The sequence below is a fragment of the Furfurilactobacillus milii genome (assembly GCF_009864005.1).
Lineage (GTDB): Bacteria > Bacillota > Bacilli > Lactobacillales > Lactobacillaceae > Furfurilactobacillus > Furfurilactobacillus rossiae_B.
Genome location: NZ_WEZQ01000027.1, coordinates 49,521 through 69,275 on the forward strand (window position 1 = coordinate 49,521; position 19,755 = coordinate 69,275).

Annotated in this window: 21 protein-coding genes and 1 other annotated feature; of the genes, 4 read left to right on the forward strand and 17 right to left on the reverse strand. The window is 43.3% G+C overall.

Annotation, left to right across the window (positions count from 1 at the left end; genetic code table 11):
- Nucleotides 1–155 precede the first annotated feature (155 nt).
- Nucleotides 156–731 (forward strand): LOG family protein, encoded by a 576-nt coding sequence (locus tag GB993_RS12630; protein ID WP_161001751.1) that lies wholly within the window; start codon nucleotides 156–158, stop codon nucleotides 729–731.
- A gap of 163 nt (nucleotides 732–894) precedes the next feature.
- Here the strand turns inward: GB993_RS12630 and mprF are convergent, their stop codons facing one another.
- Nucleotides 895–3,477: a bifunctional lysylphosphatidylglycerol flippase/synthetase MprF gene (gene mprF, locus GB993_RS12635; protein ID WP_161004563.1), complete on the reverse strand. Its 2,583-nt coding sequence runs from the start codon at nucleotides 3,475–3,477 to the stop codon at nucleotides 895–897.
- Between the two features lie 216 nt (nucleotides 3,478–3,693).
- Here mprF and GB993_RS12640 point away from each other — a divergent pair, with 216 nt between their 5' ends.
- Nucleotides 3,694–4,407, forward strand: coding sequence for a sunset domain-containing protein (locus tag GB993_RS12640; RefSeq protein ID WP_161004564.1), 714 nt, complete (start codon nucleotides 3,694–3,696; stop codon nucleotides 4,405–4,407).
- Nucleotides 4,408–4,638: 231 nt separating this feature from the next.
- Here the strand turns inward: GB993_RS12640 and rplL are convergent, their stop codons facing one another.
- From rplL to GB993_RS12715, 15 genes are all read right to left on the reverse strand, one after another.
- Entirely contained in the window at nucleotides 4,639–5,004 is a 366-nt protein-coding gene (gene rplL / locus GB993_RS12645) for a 50S ribosomal protein L7/L12 (RefSeq protein ID WP_017262113.1), read from the reverse strand.
- A 106-nt stretch (nucleotides 5,005–5,110) separates the two neighbouring features.
- Nucleotides 5,111–5,620 (reverse strand): 50S ribosomal protein L10, encoded by a 510-nt coding sequence (rplJ, locus tag GB993_RS12650; RefSeq protein ID WP_161004565.1) that lies wholly within the window; start codon nucleotides 5,618–5,620, stop codon nucleotides 5,111–5,113.
- A 23-nt stretch (nucleotides 5,621–5,643) separates the two neighbouring features.
- Nucleotides 5,644–5,781, reverse strand: a sequence feature (ribosomal protein L10 leader region).
- Nucleotides 5,782–5,820: 39 nt separating this feature from the next.
- Entirely contained in the window at nucleotides 5,821–6,510 is a 690-nt protein-coding gene (gene rplA / locus GB993_RS12655; RefSeq protein ID WP_161004566.1) for a 50S ribosomal protein L1, read from the reverse strand.
- Nucleotides 6,511–6,657: 147 nt separating this feature from the next.
- On the reverse strand, nucleotides 6,658–7,083 hold the full coding sequence (gene rplK, locus GB993_RS12660; protein ID WP_017262110.1) for a 50S ribosomal protein L11: 426 nt from the start codon (nucleotides 7,081–7,083) through the stop codon (nucleotides 6,658–6,660).
- Nucleotides 7,084–7,196: 113 nt separating this feature from the next.
- Nucleotides 7,197–7,748, reverse strand: a complete 552-nt coding sequence (nusG, locus tag GB993_RS12665) for a transcription termination/antitermination protein NusG (protein WP_017262109.1) — start codon at nucleotides 7,746–7,748, stop codon at nucleotides 7,197–7,199.
- A 148-nt stretch (nucleotides 7,749–7,896) separates the two neighbouring features.
- A complete protein-coding gene (gene secE, locus GB993_RS12670) occupies nucleotides 7,897–8,073 on the reverse strand; it encodes a preprotein translocase subunit SecE (RefSeq protein ID WP_017262108.1) in 177 nt (58 codons plus the stop codon).
- A gap of 13 nt (nucleotides 8,074–8,086) precedes the next feature.
- Nucleotides 8,087–8,236: a 50S ribosomal protein L33 gene (gene rpmG, locus GB993_RS12675; protein ID WP_081495858.1), complete on the reverse strand. Its 150-nt coding sequence runs from the start codon at nucleotides 8,234–8,236 to the stop codon at nucleotides 8,087–8,089.
- Nucleotides 8,237–8,363: 127 nt separating this feature from the next.
- On the reverse strand, nucleotides 8,364–8,960 hold the full coding sequence (locus tag GB993_RS12680) for an RNA polymerase sigma factor (RefSeq protein ID WP_161004567.1): 597 nt from the start codon (nucleotides 8,958–8,960) through the stop codon (nucleotides 8,364–8,366).
- Between the two features lie 344 nt (nucleotides 8,961–9,304).
- Nucleotides 9,305–10,180, reverse strand: coding sequence for a 23S rRNA (guanosine(2251)-2'-O)-methyltransferase RlmB (gene rlmB, locus GB993_RS12685; RefSeq protein ID WP_162854141.1), 876 nt, complete (start codon nucleotides 10,178–10,180; stop codon nucleotides 9,305–9,307).
- A gap of 4 nt (nucleotides 10,181–10,184) precedes the next feature.
- Complete coding sequence (locus GB993_RS12690) at nucleotides 10,185–10,595, reverse strand: Mini-ribonuclease 3 (protein ID WP_161004568.1); 411 nt, start codon at nucleotides 10,593–10,595, stop codon at nucleotides 10,185–10,187.
- A complete protein-coding gene (gene cysS, locus GB993_RS12695) occupies nucleotides 10,588–12,003 on the reverse strand; it encodes a cysteine--tRNA ligase (protein WP_161004569.1) in 1,416 nt (471 codons plus the stop codon). The genes GB993_RS12690 and cysS overlap by 8 nt, the downstream gene beginning before the upstream one ends.
- A gap of 623 nt (nucleotides 12,004–12,626) precedes the next feature.
- Nucleotides 12,627–14,114 (reverse strand): glutamate--tRNA ligase, encoded by a 1,488-nt coding sequence (gltX, locus tag GB993_RS12700; protein WP_017260996.1) that lies wholly within the window; start codon nucleotides 14,112–14,114, stop codon nucleotides 12,627–12,629.
- 207 nt (nucleotides 14,115–14,321) lie between these two features.
- A complete protein-coding gene (locus GB993_RS12705) occupies nucleotides 14,322–15,626 on the reverse strand; it encodes a PIN/TRAM domain-containing protein (protein ID WP_161004570.1) in 1,305 nt (434 codons plus the stop codon).
- 54 nt (nucleotides 15,627–15,680) lie between these two features.
- Nucleotides 15,681–17,048, reverse strand: a complete 1,368-nt coding sequence (gene radA / locus GB993_RS12710) for a DNA repair protein RadA (protein WP_161004571.1) — start codon at nucleotides 17,046–17,048, stop codon at nucleotides 15,681–15,683.
- 166 nt (nucleotides 17,049–17,214) lie between these two features.
- Complete coding sequence (locus GB993_RS12715; RefSeq protein ID WP_161004572.1) at nucleotides 17,215–17,757, reverse strand: dCTP deaminase/dUTPase family protein; 543 nt, start codon at nucleotides 17,755–17,757, stop codon at nucleotides 17,215–17,217.
- A 196-nt stretch (nucleotides 17,758–17,953) separates the two neighbouring features.
- Between GB993_RS12715 and GB993_RS12720 the strand changes: the two genes are divergently transcribed.
- Nucleotides 17,954–18,226: an N-acetyltransferase gene (locus GB993_RS12720; RefSeq protein WP_161004573.1), complete on the forward strand. Its 273-nt coding sequence runs from the start codon at nucleotides 17,954–17,956 to the stop codon at nucleotides 18,224–18,226.
- Nucleotides 18,227–18,247: 21 nt separating this feature from the next.
- Nucleotides 18,248–18,928, forward strand: coding sequence for a ribose-5-phosphate isomerase RpiA (rpiA, locus tag GB993_RS12725; RefSeq protein WP_161004596.1), 681 nt, complete (start codon nucleotides 18,248–18,250; stop codon nucleotides 18,926–18,928).
- 132 nt (nucleotides 18,929–19,060) lie between these two features.
- Here rpiA and GB993_RS12730 read toward each other — a convergent pair whose 3' ends face one another.
- A complete protein-coding gene (locus GB993_RS12730) occupies nucleotides 19,061–19,732 on the reverse strand; it encodes a phosphatase PAP2 family protein (RefSeq protein WP_161004574.1) in 672 nt (223 codons plus the stop codon).
- Between the last annotated feature and the right edge of the window lie 23 nt (nucleotides 19,733–19,755).

Here is a 19,755-nt window from a genome sequence, read left to right on the forward strand (position 1 = left end):
TGGTTTTTATTTTTGATTACAGTACAATCAAACTTAATCGGAGACCCCAATTCGCTAATTACGCTATTAAACTGCAAATGAGTCATCATTTACCTTATGGTATACTGAACGCAAGTTAGTATTATGGAACATCGCTTAATTTGGAGATCGTAATTATGACAAAAATCAATTCACTTTGTGTCTTTTGTGGTTCATTACCAGGAAATCACCCTGAATATTCAGTGCAAGCTGCACTGCTAGGTGGCTATTTGGCCGACCATCATATTCGCTTAATTTACGGTGGTTCTTCTGATGGTTTAATGGGCACGGTGGCAAATGCAACAATCGATGCTGGTGGTCAAGTAACTGGCATTATGCCTCGCTTCCTCAAGCGGATCAGCACTGAAAGTAACAACTTAACGGATCTAGTAGAGGTCAGCACCATGGACGAACGTAAAGAAAAAATGCTCGCTATGTCTGATGCATTTATTGTGTTGCCTGGTGGCTTTGGGACTTTCGAAGAATTAGGCACAATGTTGTCTTGGAGCAAAATTGACATTCACACTAAACCCATCGCCCTCTTCAACATTGACCACTTTTACGACTCTCTGTGGCAATGGTTTGTCGACGCAGCAGAATCCGAATTTTTGCCGCTTAGCGACTTAAAGTTAATGGTTAACGCTAGTTCCATTGATCAAATTTTTGACTACTTTGCAACGTTTAAACATGTGACGGCGATGCCACACGCTTAAAACCACATTTTTAAAACGAACCCAAACAAAAAGGCTACTCAAGCTGACAGAAAATCCTGCCTGCTCGAGTAGCCTTTTGTATGCTATTCGTTTAAACAAAGCTTTTGCTTTAAATAATATTATACAAATTTAGAGTTGAACGAAAATAGCGTAACTGCATGGATTAATTTTTAGCATGAAAAATCAACAACCGTTTTTCTTTCTTGTTCGTCACTCGTTTGGCATTCACTACCATTGTAATCTGTAACATGGTGAAAACCAGCGAATTTCGACGACGATAAGCAATATACTTTCCATGCCAACTAGTCACGTATTTTTCTTTGTAGTTTCTAAGTCCCTGAAACCCATAAAAACGATAGCCATATTCATAAATTAAATGTGCAATTCGTTCTTCGATAAAACTGAATCGTGAAACACCCACATTTGAAAGTGGCGCCATCCCCATATTAAAGTCCTCAAAGCCAGCCTCGGCATTGTGTTGCAATAAATGGATAAACATGACGTCCATCGTTCCAGATGGTGCATTCTTGCCATAACGCATTAAGTCAATCGAAGAAATACCTGAATGTGTGGGCATGTTCGTCGTAAAGGCGAGAATTTTGCCTTCAGCAGAACGCATTACATAAATAGACGACTGATCTAAATAGTAATCGTCAAAGAAGCCGAGCGAAAAACCACTTTCGTTTTGACCATCTAGCCACTCATCAGAAATTACTCGCAATTCGTGTAGCGTGTCAGCATCAAACGGCGGTTTAAGTTCTTCAAACGTAATCCCGACTCGATCAAACTTACTCATCAGATTGCGGTCTGACTTCCGTTTTTTACCTTGCATACTAAACGAAGTCAGGTTGACGAAGCCCTCCTCACCAAATTTGAAAAAGTCATATCCTTTTTCATGAAGACTCATCGTTAAATCTTCATCGATCTCGTAAAACACGATGGAATAGCCTTCTTTGTCGGCGACGTCCATAAAATTATCAATAGCCGCATCACGATATTGTTGATCACCGACTGGCTCACCCATGACAATTAAACGATCAGCCTTCTTTTGATACATGAAGAACATCTTATCTTCACCATCAACGGTGTAAAAATAAAGGAGCTTATCACGTAAGTACGCCAAATGACTGACTTCATTTCCGCCATAAGTGTCAATAACATGAGCGACACGACGCTCATCGAACGGCACCTTAAAGATTGTCGACTTCCCATTATGCATATACCAGTAGACAATCGCCAATACCACCAACGCAATCGCAATCGCAATTAAACCGCTTAGCCAAACACGCTCGGTCGGAAACAATGCCGCTCTCGGCACATGATGCATTCGCTGATAATTAGGTGTATTGTACACGCCAACGATAATATACGTTACAAAAATACCAACAAAGCTGATGCCATCAAACAACATGGCACCCCATGAATACTCAAAGTGCTCACGATAAAACTCTTTGTGGGACAACCATAGGGCCGCCAGCACTAAGACAAGGAAAACACTCATCTTGATAGACGGGTCCTTCCACATTGTGTTCAGCGCAGCCATAATCAACACAACTGTCGTTGGCCAAAACGCGCGTTTAACACGCGAATTAACCCCACGCGCCAAACCGATCAGTAAGAAACCCATGATGATGTTGATGGCCTGGTTAGCAAAATAAACAACGTATCCATACAAAGCGCCATAGACTTTGTTGTATTCCTGCAAGTGTGGAAAAGTTGAAACGAGGATAATCATGACACCAGAAAACCACAAGAAAACAGTTAAAAATACGTGCGCAATGCGTTGGAATAGCTGCATCGGCAGGCCTTCAAAGGCGTGGTTAATCTTGCTACCTGTATCTTGAATGAAGAATAAAACACCGACTAAGAATGGCAAAATGTAATAAAAGATTCGGTAGAACAATAACCAAACTAGTGCATCGGCTTTACCTACACCAATAAAACCAAGCCCCGTTAGCATAAACGTATCAAACGAGCCCAAACCACCGGGGATCATGGAAACAACACCAGCAACTGAGGCAACGGCAAACATTGGTAAAACAGCTGCAAAATCAACTTTGACACCCATTAATGCCCCAATAAAAATAAAGAACAAGGCACAAAACAACCATTCAAAACTGGAACCGACCATTAATGAGAGTTGCCGTTTAAGTGTTAAGTCATTAAAAAACTCTGAATCCGTAAAGTGGGTGACTAGCATCACGGTTGGAAAGTATAGTGCGCCGCCAACCATCCAAATCCAATAGCGAGCGAACACTCCGCCAGTATGCAATACAAAAATTTGAAAGAGCGCAATCCAACAAAGCAACGATAGGCCAGTGACAAGGAACAAAGCAATTTTTGAAATTGCAAACAGAATCTGTTTGCGAGTTGCGCCCTTGCTATAGAAATTTGCTCGCAAACTTGCCCCGAGTAAGCCACCAAATCCAGCAATATTAGTGAACGTATTGACCGTCCATCCTGAACGAATAACATACCCTTTTTTAAACTTGCCAGGTAAAAATTTAACAATATTAAAATCGTAATTCAACATTGGAGTAACCGCAATAAAGCCTACGACTAACATCAGTAACAGACTAGTTGGCGTTTGCTGCGAGAATGTTTCTGCCACTTCTTGCCCACTGATTTGTTGAATGTCTCGTCCCACTTCATGAATCACATACAGCAGCACTGAGAATACAAACAGCAATCTTAGCAGCGTCATGTGACGATTTATTGCCGCCCACATTTTTCGTAAAGTTTTCATGCCTTACTCCCCTCAAAATAATCTTCTCTAGTTTACCATGCCAAACAGCAAGTAACGGTGGATTTAGACTTTTTTAAGAGTAGTTTGATGCTCAAAAGTCAATTTTCCCAGCACCACTAGAACATTTGCTTACCACATTTAATCATTCAATAAAAGTATTGTCTTCATTAGGTAATTTATATAATATAAACGAATCAATAGCTTTCAGGAGGAATTATGCAAATATTCTTAACACTCGTTATAGCAGGCGCTTTCGGTTACGGAACCTACCGACTCTATCGTAAGCAAAACCTCAAACAATTAGTGAGATGGCCACTTATTTTATTAACTGGTTTCTTATCACTGATATTTTTAATGAGCGCATTTACTGGCAATTCTACAAAGTCGTCCACTAACAATACTTCAACGAGGAATAGTGTCCATGCTCATGTCAAACATCACAAAACTCACAAAAAAGAAGCTCATAAGTCATCAAGCAGTTCAGATGAATCATCATCAATAAGTGAATCTCAAAGCATCGCAGAGAGCGAATCTCAGAGCGCCTCAGAAAGCGAATCGATTTCTGAGAGTCAAAGTAACTCGATATCCGAAAGCCAGAGCAATTCCATATCTGAAAGTCAGTCTATTTCTGCCAGTGAAAGTAGTTCTTTCAGTGTAAGCCAATCCATCACAGAGTCTGTGAGCGAATCAAAAAGTGCTTCGCAAGTTGCAGAACAATCACAGTCAGCGGCCCAAGCTGCCGCTGACACTCAAAGTTCCCAGCAAACATCTACTGTAGATTCTACTGCAGGACCCGTTATTGGTGATTCGCGTAGCCACATTTATCATTTGCCCGGACAAAGAGCCTATCACATCAGTCCTGCTAACGCGGTGACCTTTAACTCGGAACAAGATGCTATAAATGCAGGTTATCGAAAGTCACTAAGATAGCATCTGTGCTAAAGATTTTGCGGAAGGATTGAACACTTAATTATTTTCAAATCTTCTAATTTATCTTAAAAAAGCCATCATTTAAAGTCGCTCATAACGTTAGAAAAAAAGTATTTATATCGTAGATATTAAAACACATTTTTGAGCAATCACCATATTTATATCTGTTTGCTCAAAGGACAAAAAAAGCACTGATCCCAGGGATCAGTGCTTTTTATTCAATGCATTTAATTACTTGACAGTAACTGATGCACCAGCATCTTCAAGCTTAGCCTTCAAGTCGTTGGCGTCGTCTTCTGACAAGCCTTCCTTGACGTTCTTAGGAGCTGCGTCAACTAAGTCCTTAGCATCCTTCAAACCTAAGCCAGTAGCTTCACGAACGGCCTTGATGACCTTGATCTTTGATTGGCCAGCTGAGGTCAATTCAACATCAAATTCAGTCTTGGCTGCGGCGTCACCACCAGCAGCACCGGCAGCTGCAACTGGAGCAGCTGCACTAACACCGAATTCGTCTTCGATTGCTTTAACCAAGTCGTTTAATTCAACGATGGTTGCGTCTTTTAATTGATCAACAATGCTTTGAGTATCTAAAGCCATGATTGTTTTCCTCCAAATATTGGTTTTGCTGGTATTCCAGCGAATTAGTTTTACGAGTTAAGCTACATCTAATGTATCAAACGCACCAAATGATGCATCGTCAACATTAAGCAGCAGGTTCGTCATCCTTGTTGTCGGCAACTTGCTTAACAGCAAATGCGAAGCTGCGAATTGGTGATTGCAATTCGGAAGCAAGCATTGAAAGCAAGTCTTCGCGACTTGGCAACGTTGCGTAAGTGTTGATTTCATCAACAGAAGCAACCTTACCTTCCATCATGCCACCCTTGATTTCAAGGACATCATGATCCTTGGCAAACTTGGCCAAGATCCGTGCTGGGGCGATTGAATCATCACCATTACCGAAAGCCACGGCAGTAGGTCCAACGAATGTATCGTCAAGGCCATCAATGCCGGCTTTTTCAGCAGCGCGAACTAAAACTTTGTTTTTGATAACTTCCATGGCAACGTCTGAGTCACGTAACTGCTTACGCAAATCCGTAACTTCTTCAACCGTTAAACCACGGTAGTCAACAACAACAACTGATTTAGCAGCAGACAACTTCTTAGCAACGTCATCAACTACAACAGCTTTTGCTGCAATCGTTTCTTTACTCACGTTTTACACCTCCATGATTGATTTTTTACCTAAAAAAATCCCGTTGTCCTAAGACAACGGGTTCAAAGTCATTCATCACGAATTGCTTTGCCTCGGCAGGATATTAAGATAGCTGAATTAACAACTGTCACCTGAGTCTTAGGTAAAATTAATTTACTTAAACACTATAGCAAAGCAGTGGTGCTTCGTCAATGTTTGATTTAGAAGCTTGCCAAATCGACAGCAACTGATGGGCCAAACGTTGAAGCTACTGATAAGTGTTGAACGTATGTGCCACGAACAGCGGCAGGACGTGCACGAACAATAACATCTTCGATAGCCTTAAAGTTACCGACCAATTGGTCAGCACTAAAGGATACCTTACCAATTTGAACATGAACGTTTCCGTCACGGTCAGTCCGGTAAGTAACTTGACCACCCTTAGCATCCTTAACGGCTTGCGCAACATTCATCGTTACGGTACCCGTCTTAGGGTTAGGCATCAAGCCTTTAGGTCCTAATTGACGGCCCAAACGACCTACTTTAGCCATCATGTCTGGTGTTGCAATTGCAACATCAAAGTCCAACCAACCATCAGAGATCTTTTGAACTAAATCGTCGTCACCGACTTCATCAGCACCTGCATCTTTAGCAGCTTGTGCTTGGTCACCACGAGCAAAAACAATTACTCGTTGTATCTTACCAGTTCCGTTAGGCAAAACCATTGCCCCACGTAACTGTTGGTCTGCTTGCTTGGTGTCCAGGTTAAGCTTGAAAGCAATCTCAACCGTTGCATCGAACTTTGCAAAGTCGATGTCTTTTACCAAGGCAACCGCGTCTTCTACGCTGTAAGCTTTAGTCTTATCAACTTGCTTAAGCGCATCTTGGTACTTCTTGCCCTTTTTGGCCATTGTGTTTTCCTCCTAGCAAATGTGGTATGGCGATGTATCACAGGATGAAACCAGACTATCATAGGATAGTCACGCGCATTCCGTGGACATCTTCCACCTGATACATTCAGCTTTCACTGAGTATCCGTACTTGTCCGTTGTTTAGGCTTAGCCTTCTACAGTAAAGCCCATGCTCCGAGCAGTACCTTCAACCATGCGCATTGCGGCTTCAACGTCGGCAGCGTTTAGATCTTGCATCTTAGTTGTGGCAATTTCCTTAACTTGATCCTTGGTTACCGTAGCAACCTTTTTCGTGTTAGGTTCGCCAGAACCATGTTCAACACCAGCAGCCTTCTTCAATAGAACAGAAGCTGGCGGGGTCTTTGTAACGAAGTCGAATGAACGATCCTCATATACAGTGATGACAACTGGAATCAACAAACCTGCTTGATCAGCAGTGCGGGCATTGAAGTCCTTTGTGAATCCCATGATGTTAATCCCTGCTTGACCTAAAGCAGGACCAACCGGCGGAGCAGGTGTTGCTTTACCGGCAGGAATTTGTAACTTAACAACATTAGCCACTTTTTTAGCCATGTCTAATTCCTCCTTGAGTGTGGTAGTTGATGGCGCGTTAGAATTACGCCTCCCACGATATGCTTAAACGCATACCGTAGTAGTTTACCATGATGGCAAACGGCTGACAAGTCCTACTGAATCTTTTCGACCTGATTGAATTCCAATTCAGCAGAAGTTTCACGACCAAACATTGTTACATTAACCTTCAACTTTTGTTTTTCGTTATCAACTTCGGTAACCTTACCGACCATGTCTGAAAAGGCACCATCAGTAATACGAACAGATTCGCCAACTTCGAGTTCAAAGTCGGCCTTGGCCTTCTTGTCTTCGCCCAAACGGTGAAGAATTAAATCGACTTCGTCAGGCAACAGTGGTGTTGGTTTAGAACCACCACCATGTGAGCCCACGAACCCGGTAACGTTCGGCGTGTTACGCACGATGTACCAAGCCTGATCAGTCATGATCATTTCAACAAGCACGTAGCCAGGAAAGTCGTTTTCGATGACCGTCTTTGCCTTACCATCTTTTACCTGTTGCGTTTCTTCTTCTGGCACAACCACCCGGAAGATGTAATCAGACATCCCCATTGATTGCGCACGTGATTCCAAGTTGTCCCGTACTTTGTTTTCATAACCTGAATACGTGTGTAACACATACCAAAGTTTTTCAGCCGTTTCAGCCATGTTTAAATCCTCCATTTTTTAAAACAGTGCAAAATAAAAAAAACTTCGACTTAGCCGACGAAGTTTTTCGATTAAATGCATTATAACAAAAATTCCACTGTCTTGCTACTGTCAATCATTGTGCCGCCAGTAGCTACAAACGTTCGCACTAGGCTAACCAAGTAATCAGGGCCTGTACGCCCCAGTCAATAAGTGCAAAAAATAACGCAAACGCCACCGAAACAGAAATAACAATAGATGAATCTCGCCGATTTTCGCGAGCTGTTGGCCAGCGAACAATTTTCAACTCAGCAAATACGCTCTTTAAAAAACGCCACAAATGCATGATTCATGCCTCCCTATTTTGTTTCTTGGTGCAGTGTGTATTGCCCACAGTGTTTACAAAACTTGTTTACCTCTAGTCGCTTTGTCCGACTAGGGTTCGCTGTGATGGTGTAGTTACGTGATCCGCATACTGAACATGCCAGTGCGACTTTTTTTGTGGCCATTACTGGCACCTCCGAAATTTCTTAACAATTACGATTTCACGGCTATTGACCACTTCAAATCACCAATATTTCTAGGCGAGCGTGAGCCAATAAACAGATAACAGCTTATCACGTCCAGACCCCCGTGTCAATTAGCGCCACTGGCTAACAGCACTGTCACCGCCTTTCCGTGACATCGATTGGCCGCATTGCGCACCTTTGTGTATGAACACTGAAAGTGAACTGCGATGTGCTCGATTGTCAGCCCGATGCTTAACCCCCACCAAACCTGTTGCTCGAATTCTGAGAACTGATCGCACAGATAAACGAGCCGATCTTGCAATTCCAAGCGAGTCAGTCCATCCGGCTCAATGCTAGACAAGTTGCAAACATGACTATCTGCCGATTGGGCCTCTATTGACTCACTAGCCTCCTCGTGAAGTCGTTTCTGTGCCTGTTGCCGACGACGCAAATCGAAGCCGCGGTTGCGCACATTCAGTCGGTAGTACGTTGCAAACTCACCAACAGTCCGGCCACGATACCGTTTTAGTGTAGTCATTAACACCATCCGACATTCTTGATGCCAATCATCACGTTCTAACAAGCGACCCTTGAAGTTTAACTCGCGAAACCATTTGTTAACCAAGGGCAAATAACGTTGAAAAAGACTGTCAAACGCCAGTTCATCTCCCGCAATTGCCGCTGTAATGACAACATCTTCTTCCTCACGACTCCAATAATTCATTATGACCCCCACTTTCCTGCTTGAATACATAATGGTCCAGACCATTTTGCTTAGCAGAGCTACCTTAAGGCCACAACAGTCAATCAGCAACCAAACGAACGTTCGAAAAAGGCCACTTTGTTGTCAATTATTATGATATTCATTTGTTTGACCATAAATAAATGGCCATTTTTTAAAATTTACCAACACAAGCAGCGAATGTAAGCGATTATTATGCCAAACTAAACCACAGAATTTAATAAATTGTTCGGTAGTAATGAAGGTACGAAAAAAGAGCCAATTTAAACGGCTCTTTTGTTTAAAAAATTTGCGATTATAAAAATTATTTTTCAAAATAATCGATTTTATAGTGGGTGACGAGAGTTGAATCCCGCGTATATCAGTAAAGAAGCTGCTACCGAAGCATTCAAACTTTGCACATGACCGACCATTGGAATGGTCAGCATTTCGTCAACTGTCTTCTTCAATAGCGCCGAAATCCCCTTGCCTTCGTTACCAATAACTAACGCGGTTGGGCCGGTCGCATCCCACTGACGGAAGTCCTTGCCCTTCATATCGGTGCCAAAAATCCATAGACCACGATCCTTCAACTCCTTAACGGTCGCAACTAGATTTGTCACCCGTGCAACTGGCACATGCTCAATGGCACCTGTAGACGTTTTCGCCACAACAGATGTTAGCCCAACAGCACGACGTTTAGGAATAATAACACCATGAACACCCGCCGCATCAGCGGTCCGTAAAATCGAGCCCAAGTTGTGCGGATCTTCAATAGAATCCAAAATCAAGAAAAACGGTGCTTCCTGAGCCTGTTCGGCTTTAGCAAACAAATCATCAACGCTAGCGTAGGCAAACGGTGGAATGGCAAGGACAACCCCCTGATGGTTTTGACCATTTGTCATAAAGTCGAGTTTCTTTTTAGGAACGGTACTCATCACAAGATGTCGCCCTGTCGCCAACGATTCAATATTGCGAATTGCATCCGCACGCAAACCCTCTTGAATAAAGACTTTATTAATTTGTTGATTTGAAGCCAAGGCCGCCTCGACTGGGTGTCGGCCAATAATAAAGTCCGTCGATGAATCATCATTCTGATCCGACTTTTGCGTCACCTTAACATCACGTTCTTTATGTTCGCCACTTTTGCGGCGTTGAGGACGCGACTTGTGGTCATTAAACCGATCATTATGTTGACCGTTTCGTTGTTGTTTTTCTGCCATATTTCTATCCTTCCGTTCTTCCCGACTCAACTTGATCAATGCACCACTGAGCTAACCAATCCGTGCGTTCCTGCTGAGCAGTGAGCTTAAGATAGCCAAAGATAGCTTCAAAACCAGTCGAAATTCGATACGTCACAATATTAGTATTCTTTGCACTGTGATGAGTGGTCGCGTTACGACCATGCTTAAACATTGTCGTTTCCTCTTCCGTTAATACCTCATCCGTTTGCATCAATTTGATCAATGCAGCTTGTGCCTTTGCCGAAACAAAGTGCGTTGCATGATGATGTAACTTTGTCGGCACCGTGTAACCTTGCTCAATCAAGTGTTGACGAATGTATACTTCATACACCGCATCACCTAAATAAGCTAATGTCATTCCATTTAATTCTCGATAATTAACTTCTTCAGTCATTTGTTTCCTTCCGCCAACGTGTTCCTTGGGGAGTATCCTCAAGAATAATGCCGCGTGCTTTTAGTTCATCACGGATGTCATCACTACGCTGGAAGTCCTTATTTTTTCGTGCAGCTAAACGTTCGTCAATCAATGCCTGAATTTCCTCATCGGCAGTATCTGCATCCGTAAGTTCAATCCCGAACACTGATAGTAGCGTCGACAATAACGTTTTAAGGTTAACGAGTGTCTTTTTAGCAACGGTACTTTCATTAAGGTAAACGTTGATTAACTTGGCTAATTCATACACGGCCGCGATTCCATTTTGAACGTTAAAATCGTCGTCCATTGCGTTTTCAAAAGCAACTTGCTGTTGTTTAGCTTGTGCTTCGATTGCTTCATCTTGACCATCTTTGGCATCGCTCATTCGATAATTTAAATTATTAAATGTCGTTTGCAAACGAGCCAGGTTATTCTTGGCATCCTGTAAGTTACCGCTGGTGTATTGGATTGGTCGCCGATACTGAGTTGTCGCCATAAAGAATCGAACGGCCTGCGGATCTTCACGTTGATTCATTTCACGTAAGGTCACAAAGTTTCCAAGTGACTTACTCATTTTTTCGTTTTCATCACCAACAGTCACAAATCCATTGTGCATCCAGTAACGGGCAAACTTTTTTCCAGTGTGTGCCTCGCTTTGAGCAATTTCATTGGTGTGATGGGGAAAAATTAAATCCTGGCCACCGCCATGGATATCAAACGTATCACCCAAATACTTGGTCGACATTACTGAACACTCGATATGCCAACCTGGCCGCCCCATGCCCCATGGTGATTGCCATGAAATTTCGCCTGGCTTAGCCGCTTTCCATAACGCGAAATCAATTGGATCCTCTTTTTTGGCATTGTCACCGTCGTCAACACGGTCACTCGCGCCATTCTCTAAATCATCTAACGATTCATGAACGAGTTGGGTGTAATCAGGAAACTTACGTGCGCGATAGTACACATCGCCAGCAGACTCGTAAGCAAACCCCTTATCTACCAGGTCTGCGACAAAATCAACAATGTCTGAAATATTTTCCGTCGCCCGTGGATTAACAGTTGCCCGCTCAACATTCAACGGCTTTGTGTCCTCAAAATAAGCATTGATGAAACGATTGCCCAATTCTGGCACGGTAATGCCTTCTTTGGCCGCTTCATTAATCATCTTATCGTCCACATCTGTGAAGTTCGAAACATATTTCACTTGGTAACCCTTGTATTCAAAATATCGCCGAATGGTATCAAACGCGACAACCGAGCGTGCATTACCGATATGAATGTAGTTATACACGGTTGGACCACAGACGTACATATTGACCTGGCCTTTATGCAACGGAATAAAGTCTTCTTTTTGCCGCGTAAGTGTATTAAAAATCTGAATCACGGTAACGCTCCCCTTCTCGAAAGATTAAGTTATAGTGATTTTACCATAGTTTAGGCTATTAACGCGATTACGGTAATTCACCGTGGTTAGCGTTTAATCTGTCCGTTCCGCTGACTGGAGACGCCGTTCCGTGTGGACCGGGTTCAACCCGCACAAAACGCGGTTTTTACCCTCGATTATGAGCTGAAAACCACATCTCATAACTCGTCCCACACCACTAAATGGCCAACCCCATGCCATTAAGTGGTGTCGACACGGAACTATGTCTCCAGTCATCTTCACTCATATAACAGCATCACGTCAGCACTCATTTCAAAGCTATGCAAATCAACCAAGAAACACCGCATTCTGGCAAAAACTATGAATATTAGCCGGAGAGCGTCAACAGTGGAACCAAGCCGTGAAGGTGGTGTTAATTCGAACGCTTTTCTCGAATTTACAGCACGGACTGATGTCAAGACTCGGGGTTCCACGAGACTTGACGGCGAGGTGAAAGACGGTGTGCTTCCGGCTTGAACCGGTCCCACGGCGGCGTTCCACTGTTGACAACCGTAGGCGAAGGAAAACACAAAAAAATGCCACCATACGGCAAACTGCACGCATGATGACATATGAGTGGTGAATTAAAGTGTTTCGATTGTGGCTTGAATATTCCGTAACGTTGCTTTACGACCCAACAATTCCATTGATTCAGGTAATTGTGGTCCGTGCATTTCATGCGTAGCGGCAATTCGAAGTGGCATGTAAAGTGCACGCCCACGAATTTTAGTGTCCTTTTGAATTGACTTAATCGTCTTTTGAATTTGGTAAGCATCAAAGACTGGCAATTTTTCTGCCCGGTTAACAAATTCTGTCAACACTGTCTTCGCCGTTTCGGCGGCTAGTTCAGCTTTGGCTTCATCATTAATTTGAGCAGGTTCTTGGAAGAACACATCTTTACTCATCTCAACAATTTGAGCAGTGTATGACATTTGTTGTTTGTACAGGCTAACCAGCTTACGAACCCATTCCAAATGTAACTGGTTAGGATCCTTTTCAACTAAACCAGCGTTAATCAGTTCTTTCAAGCTGCTGTCGAAGATCTCGTCTTCTGGCGCTGCTTTTACATACTGGTTGTTGATCCATTCCAATTTCTTACCATCAAATTTGGCTGGTGATTTGGACAACCGTTTTTCGTCAAACATCTTAATCAGATCTTGACGAGAGAAGATTTCATCTTCACCAACTGGTGACCAACCCAATAAGGTGATGAAGTTCAACATGGCATCTGGTAAGTAGCCAAGCTCACGGTATTGTTCAATAAATTGAAGCACCGTTTCATCACGTTTGGACAGTTTCTTACCTGTTTCAGTGTTGATAATCAAAGTCATGTGACCAAAAATTGGTGCTTCCCAGCCAAAGGCTTCATAGATCATCAATTGCTTAGGTGTATTGGCGATGTGGTCATCCCCACGTAAGACGTGACTGATTTCCATCATGTGGTCGTCGACAACAACAGCGAAGTTGTAAGTTGGCATGCCATCACGTTTTTGAATGACCCAGTCACCACCGATGGTATCTGAGTTAATCGAAATCTTGCCCTTAACAATATCATCCCAACCGTATTCGCGATTCTTAGGAACACGGAAACGAACAACAGGTTCCAAGCCAGCCGCTTCAGCTTTTGCTTGAGCAGCCTTAATTTCATCATCACTCATGCCTTCATATTCGTAAACATAGTGAGGTGCTTCTTTGTTAGCCTTTTGTTTTTCACGGTCAGCAGTTAGTTCAGCTTCCGTTCGGTAAGACTTGTAGGCCAAGCCACGATCCAATAAATCTTGAATCAGCTTAACATAGATATCCTTCCGCTCGGATTGACGATATGGACCGAAATCCCCGGGCTTGTCGGGACCTTCATCCCAGTCAATTCCCAACCATTTTAGATTGTCCAACTGACTTTTTTCACCGTCAGCCACGTTCCGTTTGGTATCCGTATCTTCAATCCGAATCACAAACGTTCCTTTATTGTGCCGCGCAAATAAATAGTTAAATAGCGCGGTACGGGCATTACCAATGTGCAAATGTCCAGTTGGTGACGGTGCGTAACGCACCCGAATTTTGTTCTTGGCCAAAATCAGCGCCTCTTTCTATATAAAAAATTGATGTGTCTTAGGTTAATGTTACCGTTTTAGCATCAAACTTTCAAATTCTTTCATTTTATGATGCTGCGCGAATGCCTTGCAGCGCGTATTTTGTTTGTCAAACTAAAAAAGTGACCTCACGTATTGAAACGCTTAGTCACTTTCCTATTCACAGTCTAATTAACCGACAACCAGTACCTAGTTTTTCCGTTTCTTAGCTGCTCTGTGATTCTTCTTAGCAGGTGTCTTAGTGCCGCGAACCGTTCGATCAACGGTGTTGTCGACGGCACTAGAACTGGCCGAAGCTTTTGCAGAATTGCTTGCGGCAGTCTGCGATTGTGTCGAACTACTCTCGCTGGTTGCCTGACTATTGCCACTTGTCGCTTTATCACTGATGCCACGCGTAGAGTGCGTTGGTTTCGCAAAAATCATTCGCCCAGCATCCGTTTGTAAAGCACTCGTGACAGTCACATCAATGTGGTCGTTAATAAAGTAGCGCCCATCTTCGACAACGACCATCGTGCCGTCATCCAGATACGCAACCCCTTGTTGACGTTCAGTCCCATTTTTAACCACCATAACGTTCAGCAGCTCACCGGGAATTACCCGTGGTTTAAGCGACTTAGCTAAGGCGTTAATATTCATAATCTGAACATTTTGGAACTGACTGACCTTGTTTAGGTTGTAGTCATTGGTAACAACAACTGCCTGTAACTGTTTAGCCAGTTCAATCAGCTTATCGTCCACTTCAGGAATGTCTTCAAAATCACCTTCGTACATTTCAATCGGCATGACTTTTTCACTTTGCAATTTATTCAAAATGTCCAAGCCTCGACGTCCACGCACACGCTTGATGCTGTCACTAGAATCCGCAATGTATTGTAGTTCATGCAATACAAAATTCGGTACCAACAACGTGCCTTCAAGGAATCCGGTCTTAATGATGTCGTAAATTCGGCCATCAATCAGAATATTGGTATCCAAGATTTTATAGTGATGGAAATTGGGTTCACTTTCATCCAGAATTTCGCCAGTATCCGATGTGCGTTTGTTACGACGAAAGCCGAGTGCAAATAATCGCCGCCATTCATCTGTTCGTGTAGTCCCAATTCGAAAACCGAGATATCCCATCAGCAGCATTAACACAACCGGAATCAGGGTATTGGTGACAAACCAACTGGTCCGGAAGAACACCGTCGAAATCAGAATAGCAAATACCAAACCGACGATAATGCCTAAACTTCCGAACAGAATGTAAATCGGACTTTGCTTAGCCAGATACTTTTCTAAGCGATTAACAAGTTTTTCAAGGTACCCGACCAACAGGAACGAAAGAAAATACAGAATAATTGCACCAAGTACGGCGTTGGTCAAAAAGTTATTGATAATGTGATTTTGGGCAAGACCGGTTACCTCCCACAGAACTGGGAAAAATCTGAAGCCTAAGCCAACACCACCAATCACAAATAACAATTGAATCACGAGTCTTTTCGTCATTTTCATCTATCTTCACCTCCTCTCAATGTCATTATTAAATCCACAAGGGTTCTTGTAATGTTAAGCCAAGGCTAGTTTTAGCGCTTGACTGATCGTTGTCACACCAATTACTTCAATATCAGTGGGCGGCGTCCATCCCTGAAGATTATTCTTTGGTATATAAATTCGCTTGAATCCAAGCTTCTGTGCCTCAGCAACCCGCTGTTCAATCCGGTTAACACGCCGAATTTCACCGGTCAAGCCAACCTCGCCCACAAAACTATCACTCGGATTTGTCTCCTTATCGCGATAGCTAGACGCGATTGCCACAGCAATCGCTAAGTCAATGGCTGGCTCATCGAGCTTCACACCACCGGCCGCCTTCAAATAAGCGTCCTGGTTTTGCAACATCAAGTTAGCCCGTTTTTCCAAAACGGCCATAATTAGTGATACCCGATTACGATCCAAACCCTGGGCAGTCCGTTGGGCATTCCCAAAAACTGAGGGTGTAACCAATGCCTGAACTTCCACCAAGATTGGTCTGGTTCCTTCCATCGACACCACGATAGATGAACCAGTAGCACCCGTGAGTCGTTCTTCTAAAAAGATTTCAGATGGGTTAGCCACTTCTCGCAGGCCGTCTTCGCGCATCTCAAAAATTCCTAGTTCATTAGTTGAACCAAACCGATTTTTTACAGCTCGCAGAATCCGGTATGTGTGGTGCAGATCACCTTCAAAGTACAGAACGGTGTCCACCATGTGTTCCAAAATCTTTGGTCCGGCGATAGCGCCGCCCTTCGTGACATGACCCACGATAAAAATCGTAATCCGATTTGTTTTCGCAATTTGCATTAACTCGGCCGTCACTTCACGAATCTGAGAAACTGATCCGACTGCTGAAGTAATATCCGGTTCCTGCATTGTTTGGACCGAATCAATGATGACAAACTCTGGGTTTAATGTCGTTATTTGTTCACGAATATTACTCATGTCCGTCTCTGGGTAGAGATAAAAATCGTCGCCACCAACACCGAGCCGATCAGCGCGCATCTTAATCTGAGTGGCACTTTCTTCACCGGATACGTAGAGGACACGGCCCTTGCTCCCCAGCTGACCAGAAACCTGCGTTAATAACGTCGATTTACCAATACCGGGATCACCACCAATCAAAACGAGTGATCCAGGCACCACACCACCGCCAAGAACACGGTTAAATTCCTTTAAACTGGTTTTGACACGAGGAACCTCTTCAAGGCTGACATCCTTGATTAATTCGGCCTTAGCTGTTTCACCGCCAAGACTCACCCGTGACTTACGATTGGGAACTTCATCAGCGATTTTCTCTTCAACTAATGTATTCCATTCACCACAGTTTGGGCAGCGACCCAAATATCGTGGTGAGTTGTAACCACAGTTTTGACAAACAAATTGCGTTTTAGTTTTTGCCACCTTATGCTCCTTTTACTCTTCGCCGTTGGTCTTACCACAATGATGTTTGACCAATGTTAACCAAACGACGTTCACAGTCTAACATACGTTTTTTCAGCTGTCATTGTTTGCCCAGCACTTGATAATTTCTTAATTTATTCGCCTAGCTACGTTAACAATTGTTAGCTTATTGACCAGACGATCCAAACCCGCCATCGCGCTCGTTATCTGGGGTCGCTTCGTTGTCAACGGTCAGATAATTCACAAAGATACCTTGAGCAATGCGATCACCCTTTTTGATGTGAACATCACGTAGGCCGTAGTTAACCAACTGAACAAAAATCTCCCCGTCATTGCTATCGTTTGAATAGTAGTCCGCATCAATGACGCCAATCCCGTTTGGTAAAATAAGACGGCGTTTTAATGGTCCAGATGATCGATTGACCAGCATCAACACTTCGTTGTAGCGCATATAAGCCTTCACACCAGTAGGCACTAAATATGGCTTCAATTCTTTATCAGCCGCTTGCATTAACGGGTCACTCACCGTTTCCTTATGCCGCAAGTGCCACAGCACCTTCAAAAAGTTGCGCCGCCAAATGGACGGCAACGTAAAGTCCTCTGAGGCTGCTAGGTCGTAACCAGCTGCGTATTTTGTTTGTCGCTCTGGCAACGCTATTTTTGTGCCAGCCAACCGTTTAACTATTTCAAAACCACGGTCTCTTGCCATTATTCATCACTCACTTTCTTCGACTTGACCAAGCTTTCTAACACAAATGTTCAAAACTTGGCACCATGCTACCTATTATAATGGAAGCGTGTGCACATTAATAGCATTCGAAACTGACAGTTAGTTTGGACCCACCATCACTTGAAATATGATAGGATATTAAAGGAACACAGCAACCGTAATGAAAGGAACGCTAATGGATTTTCAACGTGAAGGACAACGTCTTTTTTTAACTGACCAAGACCAGCTCCAGGCTGAGATTACATTTCCAGTCGTGAATGATCAAACTTGGTTAATGGAACATATTTGGGTAAGTGATCGTCCTAATAAACGGCTAGTGGCACGGCAATTATTCGATGCCGTCATTGAATTAGCAGATGTCGCCCACGTCGACCTACTTCCGTTAGATCCATTTGCCCGCCATATTTTTGCTACGGATCCCGCTGTTAAAAAATACCAACATCATTAAGGAGCAAATTACATCATGGCAATGACACAAGACGAATTGAAGCAACAAGTTGGCCAACGTGCTGTCGACTTTATCGAAGATGGTATGGTTGTCGGTTTAGGAACTGGTTCAACCGTAAAATACATGGTTGATGCACTTGGCAAACGTGTAAAAGAAGAAGGCCTCAACGTTGTTGGCGTGCCAACATCTGACCGTACCCGGGAACAAGCCCGTTCCCTCGGTATCCCCGTTAAAGGCATTGATGACGTTGATCACATTGACCTAACCATCGACGGCGCCGACGAAATCAGCGATGACTTTCAGGGAATCAAGGGTGGTGGCGCTGCGCACCTTTGGGAAAAGATCGTTGCGACTAACTCCAAGAAAAATATGTGGATTGTGGACGAAAGCAAACTTTCGCATAAGCTTGGTAGTTTTCCCTTACCGCTTGAAGTCATTCCTTACGGCTCTTCACAAGTTGTTAAAAAATTGGCGGCCAAGGGATACAAACCAGAGGTTCGGATGCGCAATGGTCAACACGTTTTGACCGATTCCAAGAACTATGTTGTTGACCTTCACCTCGGTGAAATCGATCATCCTCACGAATTAGCTAACGAATTGATTCAAATGGTCGGTGTGGTTGAACAAGGCTTATTTTTAGATACGGTCAACACCGTTATTGTTGGACGCCCAGACGGCCCTGAAGTGCTTCAAGCCCGTTAGTTTGCTAACAAACAATCAAACAGTACTCTAGTAACACAAAAACGACGTTCATGGGAAAATCCATGAACGTCGTTTTTGTGTTGCCTAAGAAAGTTGGACCTTGTTATGCCCGCTTCACCTTATATCAATTGATTAATCCTCAACGCCTCGAGAATTACTGAGAAATTTAACTTGTTTTAACTTCGGTGCCAACCAAACATACAGATATTCAGCACCTTGTAACCAGGCATATGCTAGCAGAACAGCACCAATCGTGTCGGTTGCATAATGTGCTTGCAGGTAAACCCGACTAAACATAACTAACAATACCCAAAGGCACAAAATCGTTTGAATTAATAGTCTTTGCAAATTGTTTTGCATCAGTGGCAGAACAACTAAAAATAAAATTGCGGCAACCATGAACGTGCCCAAAACGTGCCCTGATGGAAAGCTGTAGCCATCATCGCTAGCCATGTGTCCTACTGGACGTTGACGCGCAACAACTTTCTTGATAATGGTACCAAGAACATTACCACCAAATCCGTACCCAATTGCCCACAACGCAGGAATTTTGTATTTAAATCCCCAAAGTAACCCGGCAATAATGATCATATATAGTAAATCCAACGTTGGGCTTGCTAGCGTAGTAATGAGTTTAAAAACGCCAGTTAGCGCTGTACTATCATGATGAACGTGCGAAATGAGTTCAGAATCAATCAGTGATAAAATTTGGGATTGACGCATTGCGGCAATCGCCAGGAATAAAAATAAGACGGTCGTGACAGCTAAAATTGCACCGCGACCACGTTCCTTTTCAATAAGCATGTGTACCTCCACCCGTCACTTTG